General features: G+C 62.3%; 23 protein-coding genes and 1 tRNA gene. 6 read left to right on the forward strand and 18 right to left on the reverse strand.

Features of this window, described 5'->3' with window-relative positions; all coding sequences use genetic code 11:
- Positions 1 to 9: 9 nt before the first annotated feature.
- Both ACR0EF_RS16715 and ACR0EF_RS16720 read left to right on the forward strand, forming a co-directional pair.
- A complete protein-coding gene (locus tag ACR0EF_RS16715) occupies positions 10 to 846 on the forward strand; it encodes a 5-deoxy-glucuronate isomerase (protein WP_170373262.1) in 837 nt (278 codons plus the stop codon).
- Positions 843 to 1,682 carry a class II fructose-bisphosphate aldolase gene (locus ACR0EF_RS16720; protein WP_170373263.1) on the forward strand — a complete coding sequence of 280 codons (840 nt, stop codon included), beginning with the start codon at positions 843 to 845 and terminating at the stop codon, positions 1,680 to 1,682. Before ACR0EF_RS16715 ends, ACR0EF_RS16720 begins: the two co-directional genes overlap by 4 nt.
- Positions 1,683 to 1,724: 42 nt before the next feature.
- On the opposite strand, the gene ACR0EF_RS16725 is transcribed toward ACR0EF_RS16720, so the two are convergent.
- The 10 genes from ACR0EF_RS16725 to iolG all read right to left on the reverse strand — a co-directional run bounded on the left by ACR0EF_RS16725 (position 1,725) and on the right by iolG (position 11,996).
- Positions 1,725 to 2,141: a VOC family protein gene (locus ACR0EF_RS16725; protein WP_170343196.1), complete on the reverse strand. Its 417-nt coding sequence runs from the start codon at positions 2,139 to 2,141 to the stop codon at positions 1,725 to 1,727.
- Between the two features lie 90 nt (positions 2,142 to 2,231).
- Complete coding sequence (locus ACR0EF_RS16730; RefSeq protein ID WP_170373264.1) at positions 2,232 to 2,990, reverse strand: SDR family NAD(P)-dependent oxidoreductase; 759 nt, start codon at positions 2,988 to 2,990, stop codon at positions 2,232 to 2,234.
- Positions 2,987 to 3,793 (reverse strand): 5-deoxy-glucuronate isomerase, encoded by an 807-nt coding sequence (gene iolB, locus ACR0EF_RS16735; protein WP_170373265.1) that lies wholly within the window; start codon positions 3,791 to 3,793, stop codon positions 2,987 to 2,989. Before iolB ends, ACR0EF_RS16730 begins: the two co-directional genes overlap by 4 nt.
- 43 nt (positions 3,794 to 3,836) lie before the next feature.
- Positions 3,837 to 5,018 (reverse strand): phytanoyl-CoA dioxygenase family protein, encoded by a 1,182-nt coding sequence (locus tag ACR0EF_RS16740; protein ID WP_170373266.1) that lies wholly within the window; start codon positions 5,016 to 5,018, stop codon positions 3,837 to 3,839.
- A gap of 42 nt (positions 5,019 to 5,060) precedes the next feature.
- Complete coding sequence (gene iolE / locus ACR0EF_RS16745) at positions 5,061 to 5,960, reverse strand: myo-inosose-2 dehydratase (protein WP_170359795.1); 900 nt, start codon at positions 5,958 to 5,960, stop codon at positions 5,061 to 5,063.
- A complete protein-coding gene (iolD, locus tag ACR0EF_RS16750; RefSeq protein WP_170373267.1) occupies positions 5,957 to 7,789 on the reverse strand; it encodes a 3D-(3,5/4)-trihydroxycyclohexane-1,2-dione acylhydrolase (decyclizing) in 1,833 nt (610 codons plus the stop codon). Before iolD ends, iolE begins: the two co-directional genes overlap by 4 nt.
- A gap of 158 nt (positions 7,790 to 7,947) precedes the next feature.
- Complete coding sequence (locus tag ACR0EF_RS16755; protein WP_093963708.1) at positions 7,948 to 8,769, reverse strand: ATP-binding cassette domain-containing protein; 822 nt, start codon at positions 8,767 to 8,769, stop codon at positions 7,948 to 7,950.
- A 1-nt stretch (position 8,770) separates the two neighbouring features.
- Positions 8,771 to 9,877, reverse strand: a complete 1,107-nt coding sequence (locus tag ACR0EF_RS16760; protein WP_170343202.1) for an ABC transporter permease — start codon at positions 9,875 to 9,877, stop codon at positions 8,771 to 8,773.
- Between the two features lie 62 nt (positions 9,878 to 9,939).
- Positions 9,940 to 10,860, reverse strand: a complete 921-nt coding sequence (locus ACR0EF_RS16765) for a sugar ABC transporter substrate-binding protein (protein ID WP_170372544.1) — start codon at positions 10,858 to 10,860, stop codon at positions 9,940 to 9,942.
- Positions 10,861 to 10,982: 122 nt separating this feature from the next.
- Complete coding sequence (gene iolG, locus ACR0EF_RS16770) at positions 10,983 to 11,996, reverse strand: inositol 2-dehydrogenase (RefSeq protein ID WP_170372546.1); 1,014 nt, start codon at positions 11,994 to 11,996, stop codon at positions 10,983 to 10,985.
- Positions 11,997 to 12,296: 300 nt separating this feature from the next.
- Here iolG and ACR0EF_RS16775 point away from each other — a divergent pair, with 300 nt between their 5' ends.
- Genes ACR0EF_RS16775 through ACR0EF_RS16785 form a run of 3 tightly spaced genes read left to right on the forward strand, consistent with a single transcriptional unit; the run spans position 12,297 to position 15,324 of the window.
- Complete coding sequence (locus ACR0EF_RS16775) at positions 12,297 to 13,259, forward strand: HlyD family secretion protein (RefSeq protein ID WP_254434003.1); 963 nt, start codon at positions 12,297 to 12,299, stop codon at positions 13,257 to 13,259.
- A complete protein-coding gene (locus ACR0EF_RS16780) occupies positions 13,256 to 14,182 on the forward strand; it encodes an ABC transporter ATP-binding protein (RefSeq protein WP_170365693.1) in 927 nt (308 codons plus the stop codon). Before ACR0EF_RS16775 ends, ACR0EF_RS16780 begins: the two co-directional genes overlap by 4 nt.
- Positions 14,179 to 15,324, forward strand: a complete 1,146-nt coding sequence (locus ACR0EF_RS16785) for an ABC transporter permease (protein ID WP_170343206.1) — start codon at positions 14,179 to 14,181, stop codon at positions 15,322 to 15,324. Before ACR0EF_RS16780 ends, ACR0EF_RS16785 begins: the two co-directional genes overlap by 4 nt.
- A gap of 64 nt (positions 15,325 to 15,388) precedes the next feature.
- Here ACR0EF_RS16785 and ACR0EF_RS16790 read toward each other — a convergent pair whose 3' ends face one another.
- The 4 genes from ACR0EF_RS16790 to mgtE are packed head-to-tail and all read right to left on the reverse strand — an operon-like array spanning position 15,389 to position 19,200.
- Entirely contained in the window at positions 15,389 to 16,432 is a 1,044-nt protein-coding gene (locus tag ACR0EF_RS16790) for a succinylglutamate desuccinylase/aspartoacylase family protein (protein WP_170372550.1), read from the reverse strand.
- 4 nt (positions 16,433 to 16,436) lie between these two features.
- Positions 16,437 to 17,342: a 30S ribosomal protein S6--L-glutamate ligase gene (rimK, locus tag ACR0EF_RS16795; protein ID WP_093963715.1), complete on the reverse strand. Its 906-nt coding sequence runs from the start codon at positions 17,340 to 17,342 to the stop codon at positions 16,437 to 16,439.
- Positions 17,339 to 17,824: an ATP-dependent zinc protease family protein gene (locus tag ACR0EF_RS16800; protein WP_170372552.1), complete on the reverse strand. Its 486-nt coding sequence runs from the start codon at positions 17,822 to 17,824 to the stop codon at positions 17,339 to 17,341. The genes rimK and ACR0EF_RS16800 overlap by 4 nt, the downstream gene beginning before the upstream one ends.
- 2 nt (positions 17,825 to 17,826) lie before the next feature.
- Positions 17,827 to 19,200, reverse strand: a complete 1,374-nt coding sequence (gene mgtE, locus ACR0EF_RS16805) for a magnesium transporter (RefSeq protein WP_170373268.1) — start codon at positions 19,198 to 19,200, stop codon at positions 17,827 to 17,829.
- An 82-nt stretch (positions 19,201 to 19,282) separates the two neighbouring features.
- Here mgtE and ACR0EF_RS16810 point away from each other — a divergent pair, with 82 nt between their 5' ends.
- On the forward strand, positions 19,283 to 19,570 hold the full coding sequence (locus ACR0EF_RS16810) for a hypothetical protein (protein WP_217354748.1): 288 nt from the start codon (positions 19,283 to 19,285) through the stop codon (positions 19,568 to 19,570).
- 48 nt (positions 19,571 to 19,618) lie between these two features.
- On the opposite strand, the gene ACR0EF_RS16815 is transcribed toward ACR0EF_RS16810, so the two are convergent.
- The 4 genes from ACR0EF_RS16815 to ACR0EF_RS16830 form a co-directional block, all read right to left on the reverse strand.
- Positions 19,619 to 20,848, reverse strand: coding sequence for an RNA polymerase sigma factor (locus ACR0EF_RS16815; RefSeq protein WP_170373270.1), 1,230 nt, complete (start codon positions 20,846 to 20,848; stop codon positions 19,619 to 19,621).
- Between the two features lie 3 nt (positions 20,849 to 20,851).
- A complete protein-coding gene (locus tag ACR0EF_RS16820; RefSeq protein ID WP_480771328.1) occupies positions 20,852 to 21,202 on the reverse strand; it encodes a YciI family protein in 351 nt (116 codons plus the stop codon).
- A 37-nt stretch (positions 21,203 to 21,239) separates the two neighbouring features.
- Positions 21,240 to 21,632: an MAPEG family protein gene (locus tag ACR0EF_RS16825; RefSeq protein ID WP_170373272.1), complete on the reverse strand. Its 393-nt coding sequence runs from the start codon at positions 21,630 to 21,632 to the stop codon at positions 21,240 to 21,242.
- Positions 21,633 to 21,855: 223 nt separating this feature from the next.
- A tRNA-Met gene (locus tag ACR0EF_RS16830) sits at positions 21,856 to 21,932 on the reverse strand.
- Between the last annotated feature and the right edge of the window lie 11 nt (positions 21,933 to 21,943).

Raw genomic sequence — 21,943 nt, forward strand, 5'->3', positions numbered from 1 at the left:
GAGAGCCCGATGCACATCCCCCCGTTCGACAACCAGAACAAACCCATCGTCGATGTCGATAACCCGACCGTGCCGCTGAACTATTTCAACATCGTGAAGTTGAAGCGAGGCGAAGCGTTCGAATACCAGGTCCCGGGGTACGAGACCTGCATCGTGCCCGCCACCGGCAGCGTCGACGTGGATGTCGAAGGCGTGCGCTTTGCCCATCTGGGCAACCGGGGCGAGGATGTCTGGGATGGCGAGCCCGAGGGGGCTTATGTCCCGTCAGGGGCACGGGCGCAGATGGTCTGCGTCTCGGATACGGCCGAGGTGTTCGTGGCCGGCGCAAAGTATGACAAGGTGCTGGACCCGTTCGACGTGCGCGAGCATGACTTGGTGCAATATGGCAGCGACGACACCAAGACCCATCGCAAGATCAAGCATATCCTGGGCCAGAAACAGCATGACAAGGTCGGCCGCCTGCTGGTGAGCGAGCTGTTCACCGTGGGTCAGGGCGGCTGGTCGGGCTTCCCCAGCCACAAGCACGACACCAACCGTCTGCCGGACGAGACCCGGCATGACGAAACCTACAATTTCCGTTTCAAACCCAACTGGGGCTCGGGCCTGCAGATGTTGCAGCGCGAGGACAACGAACCGGGCGATGCCTATCACATCGCCGATGGCTCCACGATCTGTATCGACAAGGGCTATCACCCCTGCTGCGTTCTGCCGGGATACGAGATGTATTACTTCACCATCCTCGGCGGACTGACCCAGCGGTCGCTGGTGCAGTATTTCCAACCCACCCACGCCTATCAGATCGAAACGATCCCGGGCATCAAAGACATGATCGCCAAGTTCAAATGACCCTCGTTACGCTCAAAGACGTCCTGCAACCCGCCTATGAACAGGGCTATGCCGTCGGCGGCCTCGTGACGTTGGGCTGGGAGGACATGCGCGCCTATGTCGCCGCGGCCGAGGCCGAGAACGCCCCGGTGATCCTGCAGGCCGGCCCCAGCTGCCGCGAGCACACGCCGCTGCCGGTTCTGGGCAAGATGTTCCGGTATCTGGCCGAAAACGCCTCGGTGCCCGTCGTGGCGCATCTGGACCACGGCTATACGTTCGAGGAGTGCAAGATCGCGCTGGACAGCGGGTTCACCTCGCTGATGTTCGACGGATCGCGCAAGCCCCTGCAGCATAATATCGACGAGACCGCCGCGATCGCCGAAATGGCCCATGCCGCCGGGATCTCGTGCGAGGGCGAGATCGGCTTCGTCGGCTACTCCGGCGGCGAAGGCTCGGCCGGGACCGACCCGGACGAGGCCGCCACCTTCGCCGCCCAGACCGGCGTGGATGCGATGGCGATCTCGGTCGGAAACGTCCACCTTCAGCAGAACAAGGAAGGCGGGCTGGACGAGGACCGCATCCGCCGAATTCAGGCCGTGACCAACGTGCCGCTGGTGATCCATGGCGGATCGGGCGTGCCCGTCGAACAGCGCGCGCGGCTGGCGCGTGAAACCGCGATCTGCAAGTTCAACATCGGGACCGAGCTGCGCATGGCCTTCGGCGCCGCCCTGCGCGCGGCCGTGAACCGCGACCCCGACCGGTTCGATCGGGTGACGATCCTGAAGGAAACCCATGATCCGGTCGTTGCTGCCGCCCGCGCCGTGATCCGCGCCTTTGGTGCACCGCCGCAGCGCTAACCGTCCGGACCTGTGCCGTTCTTCAACACGCGCAGGCGGATCCTAATCGTCGCGCCCCGGTTCGTTTGGATTGCTGGAAAACAGGGCAATCTTGTTGCCCTGTGGGTCCCGCAGATAGCCGACATAAAAACGTGGCCCGTACATGGCGCGAAAGCCCGGCTGACCTTCGTCCGATCCGCCGGCCCGCAGCGCGGCGGCGTGCAGGTCTCGTACCTGCTGCTGATCGCAAGCCTCAAAGGCGACCATCGCACCATTCCCGGCCGAGGCCGCGGCCCCGTCAAAAGGCGGTTTGACATAAAATTCCGGCAGAACCGGTTGCTGGCCCGGCGGCACCGGCAAGGCGAAACTCAGCCCCTCGGGACCCTCTTCCAGCGCATAGCCGAGATCCGGCAGAAAGGCGCAGTAAAACCGTTTTGCACGCGCGATGTCGTCCGCGCCAACCGTGACATAGGAAATCATCCCGCATCTTTCCTTGCCGGGTGTCGATCCGTCAACCGGCCCCAGTGTATCGACGCACGTCCATTCCGGACGGGAACGACCCCATGGGCGTCAGATCGAGCCGCCCTCGACCATGAAATTGCCCGCGCTGCACATGGCCGCGTCGTCCGAGGCCAGAAACAGCACCATCCGCGCCACATAGACCGGGTCGATCGGGTCGGGCAGGCATTGGCGGTCGATCTGTTTGGCCAGCGCCTCTGGGGTGACCCACAGGTCTTTCTGGCGCTGGGTCATGATCCAGCCGGGCACGACCGTGTTGACCCGGATCCGGTGATCGCCCAGTTCCCGCGCCATGGTGCGGGTCAGGCCGTGCACTGCAGATTTCGCGGTGGCATAGGCGGGAAAGCCCGCGCCGGCCTCCCACCAGGAATTCGAGCCGATATTGATGATCGACCCCGCGCCCTTGTCGATCATGCCCGGCGCCACGGACTGGATGGCAAAGAACATGTGGCGGATGTTGGTCGCCATGCGCTCGTCCCAATAGTCCGGCGTCACCTCGCGCCAGTCGTGCCGGTCGTCATGCGCGGCGTTGTTGACCAGAACGTCCGCCGCGCCCAGCGCGCCCGCCAGCTCGTCAAAAGCGGACCGCAGCGCCGCGATGTCGCGCAGGTCGCAGGCGGCAAAGGCGTGGGTTCCGTACAGTTCTTCCAGCAGCGCGTTTCCGCCCTCGGCGTTGATGTCGACAAAGCCGACCTTGGCCCCCTGCTCGGCAAAGCCGCGCACGATCTCGCGTCCGATGCCCGAGGCCCCGCCGGTCACAAACACGGTGCGCCCCTTCAGGCTGGGATAGATGGCAAATCCCTTGGTCATTTGTCGCGCTCCATGATCCATTCCACTTCGGGCGCCGGAACGAAACGCCATTTGCGCAGCGGCCCGGCCATGACGTTCAGATAATACATCTCGAACCCGTAGGGTGCCCCGCAAGGGTGGTGCCCGCGCGGCACCAGTACCACATCGCCATCGGACACGGCCATGGTTTCGTCCAACTGACCGTCATCGGTATAGACGCGCTGGATGCCAAAGCCGCTGGCCGGGTTCAGGCGGTGGTAATAGGTCTCCTCCAGATAGGTGATGCGGGGATAGTCGTCCTCGTCATGCCGGTGGCTGGGGTAGGATGACCAATGGCCGCTGGGGGTGAAGACCTCGGTCACCAGCAGGCTGTCGGCGTAATCCTCGGCCTCCATCGCGATGTTGTTGATGTGGCGCGTGTTCGTTCCCTTGCCGCGCTCGGTCAGGGTGATGCCCTCGGGCCCGATCCGGCGCGGGGCATGGCCGCCCTTGCCCGGGGCCGAGCACACGGCGATCACGCAGTCGGTTTCGGCCACGGCCTCCCACTCGGTGCCGTTGGGTAGGTACAGGCAATGCGGCGGGGACTTTTCGAACACGTTCATCCGGTCGCCCAACACGCCCCAATCCTGCCCGGCGCCGGTGATCCGGGCCTTGCCCTCGACCATCACCAGAATGACCTCGCGGTCGCCGGTGACCTCGGCGGCGCGCTCGCCGGCCCGCAGGTGATAAAGGCCAAAGCCCACATAGCGCCAGCCAGCGTTGGCCGGCGTGATGTCATGAACCTTGCCATGGGTTCCGAACGGTTTTCTCAGCAGTTCTGCCATCGGTTTCACCTGTGTTGGGGCAGCACCGGCCGCCCGGGTTCCGTCATACCGCCTGCCGCGCCTGTCGCGCGTCCAGCGCCTGTTCCAACTGTGCCTGCGTCCAGCTTTCCGACACCGCCCGGCGCAGGATGTCGGCCTGGCTGGGCGGAGCGTTTCCGCCCACCGGCGGATCGGTATCCAGATTGGTCGGAAAGGGATAGCCTTCGGCCGTGGCCGCGATCGCGGCGCCGATGCGGGCATCATCCAGATCGCCGCGCTGTTTCAACGCCATCAGTGCCGGGAATACGGCCAGACACATCGCCTTGCGGTCCACCGCCTCCATCGCCCGCCCGAAGGCCGACGAGACCTGCAGCAGGTTGGCCATCCGGTGGATGTCGGCGCTGCGGTTTTCGCCGGCGGCATGGAACAGCGCCGGGTTGAAAAATACCGCATCGCCCTTGGCCAGCGGCAGCTGGATGCAGGCGTGTTCGAAATGCGCCCGATGCGCATCGTCGTGAAAGGCGACATAGCCGGGGCCATACAGCTGCGAGAAGGGCAACAGCTTGGTCGGGCCGCTTTCAATGGGCATGTCGCAATGGGCGACCGCGCCCTGCAGGGTCAGCGCTGCGGTGACCATATGGGCATGCGCCGGGAACCGGGCCGCCTTGTCGGCGGTCTGGAACCCCAGGTGATAGTCGCGATGCGCCTGCTGCGCCTTGCCGCCTGGCCGCACCTGGTTGATCTGCGCGGTCACCTGGTAATCGGGGCCCAGCCAGGCCTCGCAGGCGGCGGCAATCACCGTGTTGCCGAAATAGAGCGCAAAGCCCTCGGGGTCGCGCAGGCATTGCTTTTGCAGCGCGTTCCACACCCGGTCATTCGCGCCCGAGGCCGCAAAGTGATCGCCCTCGCCACCCCCGGCCTGACGCTCATCTTCGATGATCCGGCGAAACACCTCGGTCGCCCGATCGATGACCGAGGTCTCGGCATAGGCCCCTTTCAACGCGATCACCCCGGCAGATCGGCCCAGAACCCAGCCCCATTCGGCCAGCAGGGCACGCCGGGTGTCCGGCGTTTCCAGGGCGGGCCGCAGCGCGTGCATGTCATAGATGGGCACGTTCTTTTCCACCGCGGCGGCGTGGGGCACCTGCTCGGGCAGAAGGCTCTGCGATGTCAGCACCTTGAATTCGTCGAGGTCACAGGACTCACGACCGAAATAGCCGACGAACCCAGTTTGCTGGCGGACCATGAAACGCTCCTTTCCCATGGCGGCGCCCCGGGGGGCGAAAGATCAGGCCGTGATCGTCAATCCGGCCTGACCGCAGACCTCGACGATGTGGTCATAACCCATCTTCGAGTATTCATAGGGCGGGGCCTTGGCCGGGTCCTGTTCGGCCTCGACCACGATCCAGCCTTCGTAATCCAGGGCTTTCAACGCATGGGCGACCTCCTGAAAGTCGATGCAGCCATCGCCGGGCACGGTGAAGGCCCCCGCGATCACTGCATCCAGGAAACTGCGCCGGTTGCCGCGGGTGTCGCGCACGATGCCGGGGCGGATGTCCTTGAAATGCACGTGATGCACCCGATCACCCCAGCGGTTCAGCGTAGCCAGTACATCACCGCCGCCGAACAGCAGATGCCCGGTGTCAAAGCACAGCTTCACCTCCGGTCCCGACCCCTCCATCAACCAGTTCACGTCATCTTCGCTTTCTATGATCGTGCCCATGTGGTGGTGATAGGCCATCGGCATCCCCTGATCGGCCATCCACTTGGCCAGTTCGGTGATCTTGGCGCCGTAGGCCTTGATCTCGTCTTTCGACAGCTGCGGGCGGTCATTGACCGGGGTGCCGATCTGGCCCTGAACCGTGTTCGAGCATTCGGCATAGACGATGCAGGGGCTGTTCAGCGCCACGAACTGTTCGACCTGCGCGCGCACCGCGTCGCGTTCGGCAGCGAAATCGTTGATCAGCGAATTGCCCGAACACCAGCCGCCGCACAGGGCAAGGTCATTTTCTTCCAGATAGGCGCGCAGCCCCTCTGTGTCGGCGGGCATACGCTGCCCGCGCTCGACCCCGGTATAGCCGATCTGACGCGCCTCTTTCAGGGCCTGTTCCATGGTGAACCCCGCCGTCAGGTCGGGCAGGTCGTCATTTTGCCACGCAATCGGAGAGATGCCGATCTTCACGCTCATTTGGTGTTTCTTTCCGTGATGGCAGCCTCGTAGGCTGCGCGTTTTTCATTCACTTCGGGGCGGGTGCTGACCTCGGGCACCGCCACTTCCCACCACGTGCCGCCATATTCGGTCGAGGGGTACGGGTCGGTGTCGATGACGATCACATAGGGGCCTTTGACTTCGCCGCGTTTGGCCAGCGCCTCTTCCAGCTCGGCGATCGAGCCGACCTTGACCGAGGTCGCCCCCATTGCCGCCGCGTGGGCCGCAAAGTCGATGGCCGAGGGCGTCTCGTGCACCGCATGGTCCAGCAGGTTGTTGAACTCGGCCCCGCCGGTGCCCATCTGCAGCCGGTTGATGCAGCCAAAGCCCCGGTTGTCGGTGATCACTACGGTGAAGGACACCCCCATCATCGCCGCCGTCGCCATTTCCGAGTTGGCCATCATGTAGGTGCCGTCCCCGGTGAAACAGATCACGTCGCGGTCGGGCTGGGCCATCTTGATACCCATGGCGCCCGCGATCTCGTAGCCCATGCAGCTGAAGCCGTATTCCATGTGATAGGCCCCCGGACGCGGCGCCTTCCACAGCTTGTGCAGCTCGCCCGGCATGGTGCCGGCGGCGCACATCACCACCGTGTCGCCATGCGCCGCGCGCTGCACCGCACCCACCACCTGCATGTCGGTGGGCAGCGCGTTGGCGTCACCCGGCGCATCGGTCAGCGCGTCGACCTTGGCAAACCACTCGGCCTTGAGCGTGTCGGGAACCGGATCGGCGCGATAGCCCTGCAGGGCCGCGCCCAATTCCTCGATCCCGACCCGCGCGTCGGCCAGCAGCGGCATCGCGCCGTGTTTCGCGGCGTCATAGGCGGCGGTGTTCAGGCAGACCATCTTGCGCGCTGGGTTGGAAAACAGCCCCCAGGACCCGGTTGTGAAATCCTGAAACCGCGTGCCGATACCCAGGATCAGATCCGCCTCGGCGCACACGGTGTTGGCGGGTTCGCCCCCGGTCACGCCGACCGGGCCCAGGTTCAGCGGGTGATCCCAGGCCAGGGCCGATTTGCCGGCCTGCGTCTCGGCAACAGGAATGTTGTGGGTCTCGGCAAAGGCCTGCAGCGCGTCGGTCGCGCCGGAATAATGGACACCGCCGCCGGCCACGATGATCGGGCGTTTGGCCGACCGGATGGCCTCGGCCGCGCGGGCCAGCTCACCTTCGTCGGGGCGGATGCGGCGCTGGTGCCAGATGCGCGGCTCGAAGAAGCTGAGCGGATAGTCATAGGCCTCAGCCTGCACGTCTTGGCAAAAACCCAGGGTCACCGGCCCGCAATCGGCCGGGTCGGTCATGGTGCGGAAGGCGCGCGGCAGGGCAGTCAGCAGATGTTCGGGCCGGGTGATCCGGTCGAAATAGCGGCTGACCGGGCGGAAACAGTCATTGGCGCTAACGGTGCCGTCGGTGAAATCCTCGGTCTGTTGCAGCACCGGGTCGGGGCCGCGGGTGGCGAAAACGTCCCCCGGCAACAGCAGCACCGGCAGGCGGTTCACATGCGCCAGCGCGGCGGCGGTGACCATGTTGGTCGCCCCCGGCCCGATCGACGAGGTGACCGCCATGGCGCGGCTGCGCCGCATCTGCTTGGCATAGGCGATCGCGCAATGGGCCATGGTCTGTTCATTGTGACCGCGATAGGTGGGCAGGCTGTCGCGCGCACCGTGCAGCGCCTCGCCCAGACCGGCCACGTTGCCATGGCCGAAAATCGCCCAGACACCGGCGATGAAGGGCTGGCCGTCTTCGTTCATCTGCGCGCCAAGGTAACGCACCAAGGCCTGCGCCGCGGTCAGTCGGATTGTCTTGCTCATCATGATCCCTTTCAGAACGAGGCCGCTATGGGCAATCCGTTGCAATCATTCTGTCGTGAAAGGATCCGACACGCCCACCACCCAGACCGGGTGGCCCGGCCTGCCGGACCCTGGTGATATTGGTGCCCCGCACGATACGGGACACCGGGGAGAAACCTTCAGACGGTACCGCCCAGCGACCCTTCCAGCTCGGCCATCTCCTGCCCGCCGGCCATCATGTCCTGCAGCTCTTCGGGCGAGATCTCGCCGCGCCGGGCGGTGCCCAGCGTCTTGCCGCGGTTCAGAACCGTGAACCGGTCGCCCACGGCCAACGCGTGCCGGACATTGTGGCTGATGAAGACCACGCCGATGCCCTGGTGGCGCACCTTGTCGATGGTGGCCAGCACGTTCGATGTCTGCCGCACGCCCAACGCCGAGGTCGGTTCGTCCAGAATCAGGATCTTGGCGCCGAAATAGACCGCACGGGCAATCGCCACGGTCTGACGTTCGCCCCCCGACAGGGTGCCCACCGCCTGATCGGGGCCCCGCAGGTTGATGCCCATCTTGCGCATCTCTTCCATGCAGACCTCGTTGGCGTGCTCGATGTCGAACCGTTTCAACAGGCCTTTCCCCTTGGTCGGCTCGCGCCCCATAAAGAAATTGCGCGTGACGCTCATCAGCGGGATCATCGCCAGGTCCTGGAACACGGTGGCGATGCCCGCCTCCATCGCGTCGCGGGGCGTGTCGAAGGACATCGGCTGGCCTTCGAAATAGATCTCGCCCTTGGTGGGTTTGTGCACCCCGGACATCGTCTTGATGAAGGTCGATTTGCCCGCCCCGTTGTCACCCAGCAGGCAGTGGCATTCACCCGGCTTGACGTCGAAACTGACGCCCGCCAACGCGATGATGTTGCCGAAGTGCTTTTCGATCTCTTTCATTTCGACGACCGGGGCCACGTCCTTGACCGCGTCGCCGTGATGGAACTTGGTATCTTCGGTCATGTCAGCGCTCCCCGGTTACGCGTTTGCGGATCGCGTTGTTGAACAGAACGGCGATCAGCAGCATCGCCCCCAGGAACACCTGAAACCAGTCCTGATCGAAATCGGTATAGGTCAGGCCGATGACCACCATGCCGAAGATGATCGCCCCGAAGAACGCCCCGATGGCCGATCCATACCCTCCGGTCAGCAAACAGCCACCGATCACCGCGGCGATGATCGCCTCGAATTCCTTCTGGAAGCCTCGCCGCGCGTCGGTCGAGCCTGCGTCGATCACGGTGATGATCGCCACCAGCGCGGCACAACAGGCAGTCAGCATGAACAGTGAAATCTTGACCCGGTTCACCGGTACGCCCGAGTTCGACGCCGCAACCCGGTCGCCGCCCGAGGCGAAGATCCAGTTGCCGGCCGGGGTGCGCAGCAGAACATAGGTGGCGGCAATGGCGAAGGCCACGAACCACAGGATTTCAACCGGGACACCCGGCACTTTGGGCGCGCCGCTTTTGAACGTGTCGATCAGGCCCTTTTCGGCCAGCCAGGTGAACAGGCTGGCAAAGGCTTCGCCGGAAAAGAACGGCGCGAGCCAGTCATTTTCGACCTGATCGCGCACGCCGCGCAGCTGGGTCGACCCGCCGGTGGCCGCCTTCAGCCCCACCAGGGACAGGCCGCGCAGAATGAACAGAAAGGCCAGCGTCACGATGAAGGATGGCAGACCCGAGCGGATGACGATGGTGCCGTTGATTGCCCCGACAAAGGCGGCAAAAACAAAAGTCATCGGGATCGCGGCCACCAAGGGCAGCTGCCAGGTCACCACGCAGACCCCGAAGAACAGGCCGGCAAAGGCCACCATGGAGCCGATCGACAGGTCAAACTCGCCCCCGATCATCAGCAGCGCCGCGCCGATGGCCAGAATACCCAGTTGGGCGGCCGGGGTCATGAAGTTCATGATGCCGGCAAGCGTGAACATCGATTCATCGGCCGTGATGGCGAAGAAGATGAAGACAAGGATCGCCCCTGCGATGGCCCCCAGTTCGGGCCGCTTCATCAGCTTGGTCAGGAACGGTTCCTTCTTGATCCGTTCGTCCATCGCCGCTTGTGCAGACTCGGTCATGGTTTCCTCCCGTTTGGCAGGGGCGGCGCCCTGACGCCGCCCCGATTTTCAGCCCGCCGGTATCAGCGGATACCCTGAGCGGACAGCTCGACCACCTGACCGGCCTTGTCGGCGGTGATCAGGTTCGGACCCGAGGGCACGTTGCCGCCCGGCATCAGGCCGTACTTGGCGTTCAGCGCCATGAACACGACCGGCAGGTAACCCTGCAGATACTGCTGCTGGTCCACGGCAAAGGCCGCGTCACCATCGACGATCGACTGCAGGAAGTTGGCCGACAGGTCGAACGAGGCCACGTTCACATCGCGCCCCGACCCTTTGACGGCGGCCACTGTGGGCTCACCGGCCGAGCTTGCGCCCAGCGCCATCACGGTATCGACGCTTTCATCCGAAGCCAGAGCCGCCGACACTTTCGACTCGATCTCGGACGGGTCGTTCGACGTGGGCAGAACAGTCACGTTGCCGCCAAAGCCTTCGGAAAAGCCCGCGCAGCGCAGGTCCAGCGCGACGTTTCCGACCTCGTGGTTCACACAGATCGCGTTCTTGCCGCCCATTTCGGCCAGCTTCTCACCGGCGGCCTTGCCGGCGTCGAACTCATCCTGGCCGACATGCAGCGCCGCGCCCAGTTTCTTGGACACGTCCGAGCCCGAGTTCATCGAGATCACCGGGATGCCTGCGGCGACCGCGCGTTCGATCGAGGGGCCAAGCGCGTCGGCGTCCGGGATCGAGACGATCAACCCGTCGGGTTCCTGGTTCACGGCGGCATCGATCAGCTGCGACATGGCGACCATGTCGAAGGTTTCGGGCGCGCGGTATTCGACGTTCACGCCCATATCCGTGCCGGCTTGCTCGACCCCGTTCTTGACCACGTTCCAGAACGCGTCATTCGCCTGGCCGTGCGATACCACGACGATGTCCTGCGCAAAGGCCGGAGTGGCCAGCGCCAGCGCGCCGGCGGCCAAAGCACCTTTGAAAAATTTGTTCATTACGTTTCCTCCCACTAGGACAGATTTTTGTCTTGTCCGGGTCCTGGACCCATTCATCCGGCAAGGCCGAATCTCTGTCGCACCGATACGCATCGGGGCCGTTTCAGTTTCAATACTTCACGTCATTTTGCAACCGGTTTCAAAATTTCCTCCAGCTTTACCGGAATACCCGTCCTGGCCGATCGGGTCGCAGCTTCGGCCAGGGCCAGCGCTGCGACGCCGTCTTCCAACGTCACCGGCACGGCGGATCCGGTCTTGACCGCAGTCACGAACGCATCCCATTCCGCCCGATAGGCAGGCATGTAGCGTTCGAGGAAGAAGTAGGTCGGCTTGGCACTGATCACGCCGTCGGACGTGGATTTCACCAGGTTGTTCTCGAGCACGTTGCGCGCCTGCAGCAGCCCGCCGGACCCCAAGACCTCGACCCGTTGATCATAGCCGTATACGGCCCGGCGAGAATTCTTGATGACGGCGATCCGACCGTCCTTGTAGGTCATGGTGACGACGGCTGTGTCCACATCCCCCGCCTCGGCGATGGCGGGGTCCACGGTCGATGTGCCAACGGCCGAAACAGTGACCGGTAAGTCACCCATGATGAAATTGGCGAGGTCGAAATCATGTATCGTCATGTCCCGAAATAATCCGCCCGATACTTTGACATAGGAAATCGGGGGCGGCGCCGGATCAAAAGAAGTGATCGACAGCAATTCGGGGCTTCCGATCTCGCCAGACTGAACGGCGGATTTCAGTGCGGCAAAGCCCGGATCGAAACGCCGATTGAACCCGATCATGACCGGTTGACCGGTACCTGCCACGGCTTGCTGGCAGGCAAGGGCGCGGTTCAAGTCCAGATCGACCGGCTTTTCGCACAGAACGGCCTTGCCCGCGGCGGTCGCCGCCTCGATGAGGTCCGAATGCGTATCCGTCGGCGTGGCGATCAGTACCGCGTCGATATCCGGGTCGGCGATGATGTCTTCCGACGTGCGCGCTACAGCTCCATGCGCTTGCGCCAGACGTGCGGCGGCGTCTTCCATTGCGTCCGAAACCGCAACAAGCGTGCTGTCCGGGTGGTCCGAAATGGCTTGCGCGTGGACGGTTCCGATGCGCCCTGCTCCAAGCAATCCGATTCTGAGCATTGTGACCTCTGGGTATATTTCTGGCGGGAGCATGTTCTTTTTTGCAACCGGTTGCAAGGATTATTTGCGGCCTGTATGTGCCCGCGCTCTTGCCCATAATTGCACCGCGGTCAGGACAGAACTCAGCCGGTCGTGGGCGGGGCCAGTCTCTTGAATTTGCAGCCTGGGCGACCTTGGATGGCTTGGTATTGGCCCATTCGGTTCGGCTTTTGTGATTTCTCCGTCCTCTGTTAAACCTTTGAGTCGGGGCAGAAATTGACACAGATACCAAACCGCCCCGACCAAGGAGACGATGATTTGATGAATTTGTCCCTGCCGATTCCGCTGCTGGTCATGGCCATTCTCCCTGCTGCATTGCTGGACCGATGTTCGGGCCAGAACACCGGCACCGCGCTGGGAGTTCTGGCGCGGGACCGAGTCGCGCTGACGGCGACGGCCAATGAGATCATCGTGGAGTTGCCTGTTGCAGAAGGGTCTCCGGTCAAGGTCGGCGACGTGCTGGTCAGGTTTGACACGGATCTGCAGACCGCGAAGCTGAACCTCGCGCAGGCGGAACTGGAAAAATCGCAGGCCACGCTACTGAAACTGGAAGTCGGCCCGCGCGAGGAAGAGATTGCGATCGCGCGCGCCAACGTCGCCGGTGCCGAGGCGCGTCTGCTGGACGCAGAGGCCGTGTATCAGAGGAATTCCCAGCTGGTCGTCAACTCGGTCGTCAGCCAGGCGCGCCTGGACCAGGATATTGCCGCACGCGATTCCGCTCGGGCGGCACTGGAAAGCGCTCGGGAATCCCTGAAAGAACTGGAAAACGGAACCCGCCCCGAAGATCTGTCGGTTGCCCGGGCCAATGTGCGGGCGGCCGAAGCGGCGGTTGCCGCCGAACAGACCGTCCTGGATGACCTGACGGTTGTTGCGACACGGGACGGCATCCTGGATTCCCTGCCCTGGAACCTGGGGGAACGGGTCGCCCAGGGCAGCCCGGTCGCCGTGCTGGTGTCCGGCGCGGCCCCTTACGCCCGCGTCTATGTCCCCGAACCCAGCCGGGTGGACATCGCGCCCGGAGACTCTCTCGAGGTTCGGGTCGACGGGCTGGACCCACCTCTGACGGGCACCGTGCGATGGGTCAGCGACGATCCGTCCTTCACCCCCTACTACGGGTTAAACAAGGATGATCGGACGCGCTTGGTCTATCTGGCAGAAATCGACCTGCCGGAAACCGCCCGAGATCTGCCCGCAGGCGTTCCCGTCCAGGTGAAGATGCCATGAGCGATCTGGTGGTCTCGACCCAGGGTCTGACGCGCCGGTTCAAGGAAAAGACAGCCGTCAGCAACCTGGACCTGGAGATACGCCAGGGTCAGATCTATGGGTTTCTGGGCCCGAACGGCTGCGGCAAGACAACGACGATGCGAATGCTGACCGGACTGCTGACACCCAGCAGCGGATCCGTCTCGGTGCTGGGCCGACCAATGCCGCAATACGCCGAGCCGCTGAAGAATGAAATCGGGTACATGACGCAGATCTTTTCGTATTACCGCGACATGACGGTGCTTGAGAACCTGCGCTTTGCCGCCGAGATCTATGGAATGCCGCGCCGCAAATCCGCCGACCGGATCGACGAGTTACTGACAACCTACGACCTGACCGAAAACGCCAATCAACTGAGCGGCAGCATGAGCGGCGGGCAGCGGCAGAAACTGGCGCTGGCCGCGACGGTGCTGCACGGCCCCAAGCTGTTGTTTTTGGACGAGCCGACATCGGCCGTCGACCCCGAAACCCGCCGGTCTTTCTGGGAACAGCTGTTCGACCTGGTCGATCAGGGCGCGACGATGATCGTGTCCACGCATTTCATGGACGAGGCGGAACGGTGTCACAAGCTGGCCATCCTCGAGCATGGGGTAAAAAAGGCGGATGGATCGCCCCGGCAACTGATGGAAGACCTGAACGCCACCGTGATCGAGGTCGAAGGCGAGGGTCTGCGGCAGGTCAAACACCTACTGGATGATACGCCCAAGGTGCTGTCGACGGCGCAGGTGGGTGCCCGATTGCGCGTTCTGGTGGACAAGTCGGAAACCGATCCGATGGCGATGATCACGTCGCGCCTTTCGGACTTTCCCAACGTGGCGATGTCGGTACAGCGCCCCAATCTGGAAGACGTGTTCGTCAGCGCGACGAAGGGGCCCGCCCAATGAAATCGCTCCGCCGCATCACCGCCGTTCTCAAGAAAGAACTGCTGCAACTGCGGCGTGACCGGATGACCTTTGCCATGGTCGTCATGATCCCGCTGATCCAGCTGCTGCTGTTCGGATACGCAATCAACACAAACATCCGCCATATTCCGGTCGGGATCGTGGATCAGGCCGACTCGTCGCTGTCCCGGACCTTGGCTCAGATCGTTCAGGCCACGCAGGTCGTGACCATCACCGAGGTCTTCTCGACCCCGGAAGAGGCCGAACAGGCGATCACCGAATCCACCGTGCGCGCCGCGTTCATCATTCCGCCCGACGTCGATGACCGGCTTGCCCGAAGCCCGTCCATCGGATTGGGCCTGCCCAACGCCACCAACCAGACATCCAGCCGCCCCGTGGCTCATTGGATCGTGGACGGGTCGGACACCATGGTGGCCAGCGCCATCAAATCCCTGCGCAGCATGCCACTGACCGAATTGCTGCGACAGCCGCCAAACCGTCAGGTCCCGACCTTCGAGGTCACGCTGTATTTCAATCCCGAGCAACGATCGGCGGTGAACATCGTTCCCGGCCTTGTGGGCGTCATCCTGACCATGACCATGATCCTGTTCACCTCGGCCGCCATCGTCCGAGAGCGCGAGCGGGGGAACATGGAGATGCTGATCAACACCCCGGTCAAATCCATCGAGCTGATGATCGGCAAGATCATTCCCTACATCTTCCTGGGCTTGCTGCAGGTCGCGATCATCCTCGGGCTGGGACATTTCCTGTTCGACGTCCCCATTAACGGAGGAATGATCCCGCTGCTGGTGGTAACGCTTCTGTTCATCATCGCCAGCCTGTCGCTTGGCCTTGTGATCTCGACGCTGGCTCAGAACCAGCTGCAGTCCATGCAGATGACGATTTTCGTTCTGCTGCCCTCGATCCTGATGTCGGGGTTCATGTTCCCGTTCGACGGGATGCCCAAACCGGTTCAGGTGATCGCCCAAGTGCTGCCGGCCACCCATTTCATGGACATGATCCGCGGCGTGGTTCTGCGGGATGCAACGCTTTACGCTCTGCGCGGTGACATTCTGTGGATGATCGGGTTTGCCGTCCTTGGGATGCTGGCTGCGACGCTCAGGTTCAAGAAACGCCTGGGATGAAAGAAGGGCGGCCAAGGCCGCCCCAAGTGTCTGGATTGCCAGTCTCTTATCCGTGTCGGACCGTTCAGATGATCTCGTCCTCGTCGAACATGGGATCATCTTCCAGCTGCGCGTTGATATCTTCCATCGAGTCTTCGGCTTTTTCCACGGACCCGACCCGCCCCAGGTGAAACACGGCATCGCCCTCATTCACCACAGGCATGACCGCACGCCCGACGATCAAGCCGTCGAACGGAGCGATGATGTCCTCCCTGGCTTCGCCGAACGGGTCCGATACGGCACCCAGCAGATCACCTTTGCGAACCAGTTCACCGTCCGCTTTGTAGATCCGAAGGATTCCGCCCATCGGGGCGCGCAACCACTTGCTGGACGAACAGAACTGCGGTGCCGCTTTGGGCTTGGAGATCCGCTTGGCGGGAACCATCCCCATGTGCCTCAGCACCCGCAGAATGCCCGCAAGGCCCGCGCGGATCGACAGTTCATCCAGGCGAAGACCCTCGCCCGCTTCGTACAACAGGATATCTTTACCCTGCGCCTTCGCCGCGCCACGCAATGATCCGTCGCGCAGGGGCGATTGGATGACGATCGGTGCTCCGAAAACGCTGGCCAGTTCCTTGGTCCGAGGGTTGTCGGGCGAGATCCGGATCTGCGGATAGTTCGTGCGATGTATCGCCGCCGAATGCAGATCGATCCCCAGATCCGAGCGGGCGACGATTTCGGTCATGAACAGATGCGCCAGCCGCGAGGCCAGCGACCCGTTCTCGCTGCCGGGAAACACCCGGTTCAGGTCGCGACGGTCGGGCAGATAGCGGGAATGGTTGATGAAGCCGAACGCATTCACGATCGGCACCGCGATCAGCGTGCCTTTCAATGTCGCCAGGTTGGGCGCACGCAACAGACGGCGAATGATCTCGACGCCGATCACCTCATCACCATGCACCCCACCGCTGACAAAGACGGTGGGCCCGTCCTGTCGGCCATGCACCACATGCGCGGACATGGTCACCGGGGTATGGTCCGACAGAACGCTGACCGGCAGATCCACGGTAAGCCGCGATCCCGGCGCCACCGTGGCGCGGCCGATCGTGAATGGCTGCCGCTTTGCCATGCCGTTACCCTTTACCCTTGGTCTTGGTGGCCCCGGCTTTTGCGTTCTTTTCCAGGAACTCGATCATCTTTCCGGCAATATCCAGACCCGTGGCTTTTTCCACACCCTCCAGGCCCGGCGAGGAATTGACCTCCATCACCACAGCGCCGTGGTTGGCGCGCAGCATGTCGACGCCGCAGGCATTCAGGCCCATCGACTTGGCCGCGCGAACGGCCGTTGCACGCTCTTCCGGTGTCAGCTTGACCACCTTGGCCGAACCGCCGCGATGCAGGTTCGAGCGGAAATCGCCCTCGGCGCCGGTGCGTTTCATCGCAGCGACAACCTTGCCGCCCACCACGATGGCCCGAATGTCGGTTCCTCCGGCTTCCTTGATGAACTCCTGCAGCAGGATGTTCACACCCGCACCGCGGAACGCCTCGACAACCGATTTGGCGGACCGGTCCGTATCGGCCAGAACGACACCGATGCCTTGCGTCCCTTCCAGCAGCTTGATGACGATGGGCGCGCCACCGGCCAGTCTCAGCACCTCGTCGGTCTGTTTGGGGTCGTGAGCAAAGGTTGTGACGGGCAGGCCGACACCGTCGCGGGCCAGCAACTGCATCGACCGCAGCTTGTCGCGCGACCGGCCGATGGCGACGCTTTCGTTCAACGGGTAGACACCCATCATTTCGAACTGACGTAACACTGCGGTTCCGTAGAAGGTGACCGAGGCACCGATCCGCGGAATCACCGCGTCATACCCCGTCAGCTTTTCGCCGTTGTAATAGATCTCGGGGCGACGGGTTGCGATGTTCATGTAGCACCGCAGGGTGTCGATGATGTCGAGCTGATGCCCACGCTCCTCGGCCGCTTCCTTGAGGCGGCGGTGCGTGTACAGGTTGGCATTGCGCGCCAGCATGGCAATCTTCATGACAAATCCCCTTTGTCCTGGTGTTTTGGTTTGCCGCGCAACAGATGCGCGCGCTTGGTGTGAACGGCGATCGCGTGGTTCTTCAGCGCCGCCCGGCCCACGATCATCTGAAAGGTCATGTTCGTGCGATCGGTCAGAGACAGATCCAGCGGCCAGGTTTCGTCGCCCAACCGGATGGTGGTTCGGATGACGATCCTGTTTTCAGGAATTCCGCTGGTGTTCTTGATGTTGCGCCGTTCCTTGATCGGAGCCTCGATACGGATCATGCCTTCTCCGCCCGGCACCTCCGTCAGGAAGGACACCCAGTGATGTCCGTCCCGTTGAAACCGCCGAAGGTCGGTTGCATGCAGCGCTGACGTGCGGGCGCCTGTGTCGATCTTGGCCTTGATGTCGTTCAATGGCAGGTCGGGAAGGTCGATGTATTCCATCCAACCAATGACCTTCGGCATCTGCGGCTGACCCTTGTCGGAAACGTTTGCCATAATCACACCAGCCAAGGCATCAGAAGGGTTGCAAGGCTCAGCACGAAGAAAAAGCCGGCCATGTCCGTAATCGTGGTCAACAGCGGGCCACTTGCGGCGGCCGGGTCCTGTCCGATCCGCTTCAGCAGCAAAGGAACAACACCGCCGATGGATACCGCCAGCATCGTGTTGAGTGCCAGCGCAGTACCAATCACCAGACCCAGAGCCGGATTGCCTTTCCAAAACCACGCGACCAGCCCGATCAGAATACCCAGCGCAATCCCATTGATGACCCCGACTGAAATCTCCTTGATCCAGACCCGCACGGCATCTTGCGGCCGCACCAACCCCAGGCTCAATTCACGCATGGTGACGCCAACGGCCTGGTTGCCGGAACAGCCGCTCATGTCCGATACCATCGGCAGGAAGATGGCCAGCGCAATCACGGCGGCCAGTGTTTCTTCGTAGGCCGAGATCACGCTGGCCGCGATGATGTTGAGCACGATGTTGGCCGCAAGCCAGGCCAGCCGGCGACGGGACCGCACCGACAAAGGCATCGAGCGCAGCTCGTCGCCAACCACACCCTGACGTTTGAGGCTTTCACTTTCCGAGCGTTCCAGAGTGGCTTCTGCCACCGCCGTGCGGGACACGACACCCGCCAGGACACCGTCGGCATAAACCACCGGCACCCCCAGGAAAGGATGATCGTTGAACACGTCTTCCAACTGTTCCAACGGGGTATCCACGGTCACGGTCAGTGGTGGAACCATGATGCTTGTCAGCTTTTCGCTGCGCTTGGCGGTCAGCAGGCTGCGCAGCGATACCACGCCCACCGCGCGCCCCTCGGAATCGACAATATAGGGGTGCTGCCCGCGATACCTTTCAAAATCCTCGTCGTCCGAAGCAAGTTCGCGCAGGACATTGCCAACGGTCTGCGTGTCGCGGAACTTGAACACCTCGGTCATCATCAGACCGCCGGCGGTGTCATCCTCGAACGTGCTGAGCAGGCGGACATCCGCAGCCTCTTCGGCGTCCATTTCGGACAGGATGGCCTCGGCATCCGGCGTATCCAACTCGCCGATAACGTCGGCCTGAATGTCCGAATCCAGCTGTTCGATGATTTCGGCAGCACGCTCGGGCTTGAGGCGTTCCACAAGCTCGACCGCCATCTCGTTTGGCGCTTCTTCGACCAGTTCCGCCGCAAGTCCAACGGGCACGATCTCCAGAACGGTATCGCGCTCGGCCGGTGTCAGCTGAAGAACTTCGCGCAGGGCTTCGCTGCTGGTCAGCGGATCCAGAAGCGCCTCAAGCTCGGACGCATTGGACTGCTCGACCGCTTCCTTGATCCGAAGCGAAAGCTCTTCGTCGGTTGAGGGAATGTCTACGTTTCCGTCCATGCCTTGGCCATTCAATTGGGTTGTCGTTCCTTTATATAGGTGATAAATTTTTGTCTATAGACAAAATTTCATGAGATATAGAATGTCTGACTTCACGAATGTCGCCGAAACCCTAGCCGGTCTCTATACCAGGGAATTCGGAGGAAAGGCCTCGGGCCGGTATCGCATCCCGCAGAAGCTGCTGCGTGAACTGTGTGGCCGGAGAAGGCTGTACCAGGAGGACATCACGGCTCTGACCCGTGAACTTCTGGAAATGGGCTATGTCATGATTGATATGGACAGCTTCTTTGTCGTCATGAGCGCCAATTCCTTCGTGAACTATCGGCGAGTCGGCAAGGAAATGCTGGCCCACACGGAAGGCACCAGCTGAGTCCCATTCCAGGCAATCGGCGCAATGGCGCCCGATCTTGTCAGATCCTCAGTGCGCGAGCCGCCGCAGTCTTTGTTTCAGAAACTTTCTGGACGCCTGGTTTGGTGCCGCTTCTATGGCCTGCCGATAGGCCGCGACCGCCGCAGCGGTGCGGCCCGTCTTCTGCAGAATATGCGCCCGGGCCGCGTGCCAAGGCTGAAAATCGTCAAGATCGGGCCGCAGGCTGTCCAGCTTGTCCAAGGCCAGTTGGGCATTACCTGTCTCGGCCATCACGACGGCCCAGTTCAGGGCAACCACCGGGGTTGGCTCGCAGGCCCACAAGGACTGATACAGCAGCGACATCTGCCGCCAGTCCGGGACCGGCGCCATCATGTGGCAATCCGCAATGGCGGCCTTGAGTTGAAACGGTCCCGGTTTTCTCTGGTCTACCGCAGCTTGCAGGAGCCGCTGCGCCTCACCTATCTGACCCTGCCGCCAAAGCGTTCGGTCCTGATCCTCTACGGGCACCATAGCGCCATCAGCGTCGATACGCGCAGGGCGGCGGGCATCGGTCAATAGCATCAGGGCCAGCGCACCTTCGATTTCGGGCTCTTCCGGTCGGAGGTCTCGCAGAATTCGCGCAAGGTAGATACCTTCGTGGCAGAGATCCCGCGGCCCTGTATCCGCGTTCACGTATCCAGTGGTGAAGATCAGGTAGAGGGTCGTCAACACCGTATCCAAACGTTCCGGCCAGATTTCCGGATCGGGAACAGAGTAGCCAATCCCCTTGGCGCGAATCTTGGCCTTGGCTCGGGACAGGCGCTGGCCCATGGTTTGGTCGTTGTCCAAAAATGCCGCGGCGATTTCCCGTGTGGTCAGGTTGCAGACCGTGCGCAAAGTCAGCGCGATGCGTGACTTCTGGTCCAGCGCGGGGTGGCAGCAGGTGAAGATCAGACGCAACCGGTCATCCGGTATCGGCTCAGGCATGTCGTCCGCCACGGACTCGGGCAGGGTTATGGCCAGGGCTGCTGTTTTTCGAACTTCCCTGTGTTGCGCTCGGATGCGATCAATGCCCTTGTTCAGACCAACCCGCATCAACCATGCGGTCGGGTTGTCCGGAACTCCGTTGCGGCTCCAGTGTTTCACAGCCGAGATTGCGGCCTCCTGCAGTGCGTCCTCGGCCAGTTGGAAGTCACCCAACCGGTTGATCAGACCGGCCAAAAGCCGCCCCCGATCCCGCCGCAACACATCATCAATGACATGTCCAACTGCGATCGCTTTGGGGGCGGCGTTCTTCATGGGTTATCCAGCCGGATTGTAGTCCATCAGAGGCCGAACCTCGATGGTACCGTAGTTGGCGGCCGGGATCAGTGCCGCGTATTTCAGCGCCGCATCCAAGTCGACAACGTCAACCACATAGTATCCGCCCAGATGCTCACGCGTTTCGGCATAGGGCCCGTCCATGGTTTCAGCTTTACCGGAGCGGATCCGAAGGGAGGTTGCAGTTTCGATCCCTTGCAGACCCTCGCCATCGCAAAGAACACCATCGGCTTTCATCCGCTCATTGGCGGCAAAGAAGCCACTCATCATCTCGTCAACCTCCCGGGTGCCATAGGCCGGTTCCTGCGCGGGGTCAGTGTAGATCAACAGCATGTATTTCATAGCAATAATCCTTTTCAAAAGTTCTGGGTCAAAGACCGAAGATCCGGGTTGCGATGCAGAACATCATGATCAGCGCGGCCAGAACATTGGTGCCATTACCGACATAGCGGAGCGGGTGGCCGGCATTGTCAATCTTCAACCCGAAAGGATGCGCCGCTCGTCCGATCACCAGCAAAATGCCCGCCGCGTTGAGGAAAAGCGCTGATGTACCGACCCCTTCGCCCAGCATCATCAATATCAATATGAAGGTCGCCCAGTCCTGGCAGTTTCCGTGTTGGCGCACGCGCAACATCAGCGCCATGTCGCCGCCATCGCCGATGGATTGGCCCGTGGCCGACCGCATCCCCGAGACACGAAACCATAAGACGAGCCAGATCATCGCCACTAGCAACGCATAAATCGGTGTCGTTGAAAAAACCATCTATCGTCCTTCCTGTTTTTAGGTTCGTGCCCCAAGGACGTCGGGTTTTCTCAGATTTCGACAGGTGCTGAGATTTTTTTTGGTCGCACGCTGCAATTCTTGCGCATATTGCGCGTTTCTTTTCTTTAGTTAGTTGGGGATTGTTGGGTTGGTGCTGAACGAGCGGTTGAGAACGAGCAAAGCCGCCCTTGGGCGGCTCGTTCGGTGTTTTGTTCGGCTGTTTTGGTTGCGGGAGCAGGATTTGAACCTGCGACCTTCAGGTTATGAGCCTGACGAGCTACCGGGCTGCTCCATCCCGCGACACTTTGGGT

This window comes from Ruegeria sp. CG8, assembly GCF_056537165.1.

Coding starts and splice junctions, on each gene's coding strand:
- ACR0EF_RS16715 (WP_170373262.1), top strand. CDS start 10: ATGCACATCCCCCCGTTCGACAACCAGAACAAACCCATCGTCGATGTC.
- ACR0EF_RS16720 (WP_170373263.1), top strand. CDS start 843: ATGACCCTCGTTACGCTCAAAGACGTCCTGCAACCCGCCTATGAACAG.
- ACR0EF_RS16725 (WP_170343196.1), bottom strand. CDS start 2,141: ATGATTTCCTATGTCACGGTTGGCGCGGACGACATCGCGCGTGCAAAA.
- ACR0EF_RS16730 (WP_170373264.1), bottom strand. CDS start 2,990: ATGACCAAGGGATTTGCCATCTATCCCAGCCTGAAGGGGCGCACCGTG.
- iolB (WP_170373265.1), bottom strand. CDS start 3,793: ATGGCAGAACTGCTGAGAAAACCGTTCGGAACCCATGGCAAGGTTCAT.
- ACR0EF_RS16740 (WP_170373266.1), bottom strand. CDS start 5,018: ATGGTCCGCCAGCAAACTGGGTTCGTCGGCTATTTCGGTCGTGAGTCC.
- iolE (WP_170359795.1), bottom strand. CDS start 5,960: ATGAGCGTGAAGATCGGCATCTCTCCGATTGCGTGGCAAAATGACGAC.
- iolD (WP_170373267.1), bottom strand. CDS start 7,789: ATGAGCAAGACAATCCGACTGACCGCGGCGCAGGCCTTGGTGCGTTAC.
- ACR0EF_RS16755 (WP_093963708.1), bottom strand. CDS start 8,769: ATGACCGAAGATACCAAGTTCCATCACGGCGACGCGGTCAAGGACGTG.
- ACR0EF_RS16760 (WP_170343202.1), bottom strand. CDS start 9,877: ATGACCGAGTCTGCACAAGCGGCGATGGACGAACGGATCAAGAAGGAA.
- ACR0EF_RS16765 (WP_170372544.1), bottom strand. CDS start 10,860: ATGAACAAATTTTTCAAAGGTGCTTTGGCCGCCGGCGCGCTGGCGCTG.
- iolG (WP_170372546.1), bottom strand. CDS start 11,996: ATGCTCAGAATCGGATTGCTTGGAGCAGGGCGCATCGGAACCGTCCAC.
- ACR0EF_RS16775 (WP_254434003.1), top strand. CDS start 12,297: ATGAATTTGTCCCTGCCGATTCCGCTGCTGGTCATGGCCATTCTCCCT.
- ACR0EF_RS16780 (WP_170365693.1), top strand. CDS start 13,256: ATGAGCGATCTGGTGGTCTCGACCCAGGGTCTGACGCGCCGGTTCAAG.
- ACR0EF_RS16785 (WP_170343206.1), top strand. CDS start 14,179: ATGAAATCGCTCCGCCGCATCACCGCCGTTCTCAAGAAAGAACTGCTG.
- ACR0EF_RS16790 (WP_170372550.1), bottom strand. CDS start 16,432: ATGGCAAAGCGGCAGCCATTCACGATCGGCCGCGCCACGGTGGCGCCG.
- rimK (WP_093963715.1), bottom strand. CDS start 17,342: ATGAAGATTGCCATGCTGGCGCGCAATGCCAACCTGTACACGCACCGC.
- ACR0EF_RS16800 (WP_170372552.1), bottom strand. CDS start 17,824: ATGGCAAACGTTTCCGACAAGGGTCAGCCGCAGATGCCGAAGGTCATT.
- mgtE (WP_170373268.1), bottom strand. CDS start 19,200: ATGGACGGAAACGTAGACATTCCCTCAACCGACGAAGAGCTTTCGCTT.
- ACR0EF_RS16810 (WP_217354748.1), top strand. CDS start 19,283: ATGTCTGACTTCACGAATGTCGCCGAAACCCTAGCCGGTCTCTATACC.
- ACR0EF_RS16815 (WP_170373270.1), bottom strand. CDS start 20,848: ATGAAGAACGCCGCCCCCAAAGCGATCGCAGTTGGACATGTCATTGAT.
- ACR0EF_RS16820 (WP_480771328.1), bottom strand. CDS start 21,202: ATGCTGTTGATCTACACTGACCCCGCGCAGGAACCGGCCTATGGCACC.
- ACR0EF_RS16825 (WP_170373272.1), bottom strand. CDS start 21,632: ATGGTTTTTTCAACGACACCGATTTATGCGTTGCTAGTGGCGATGATC.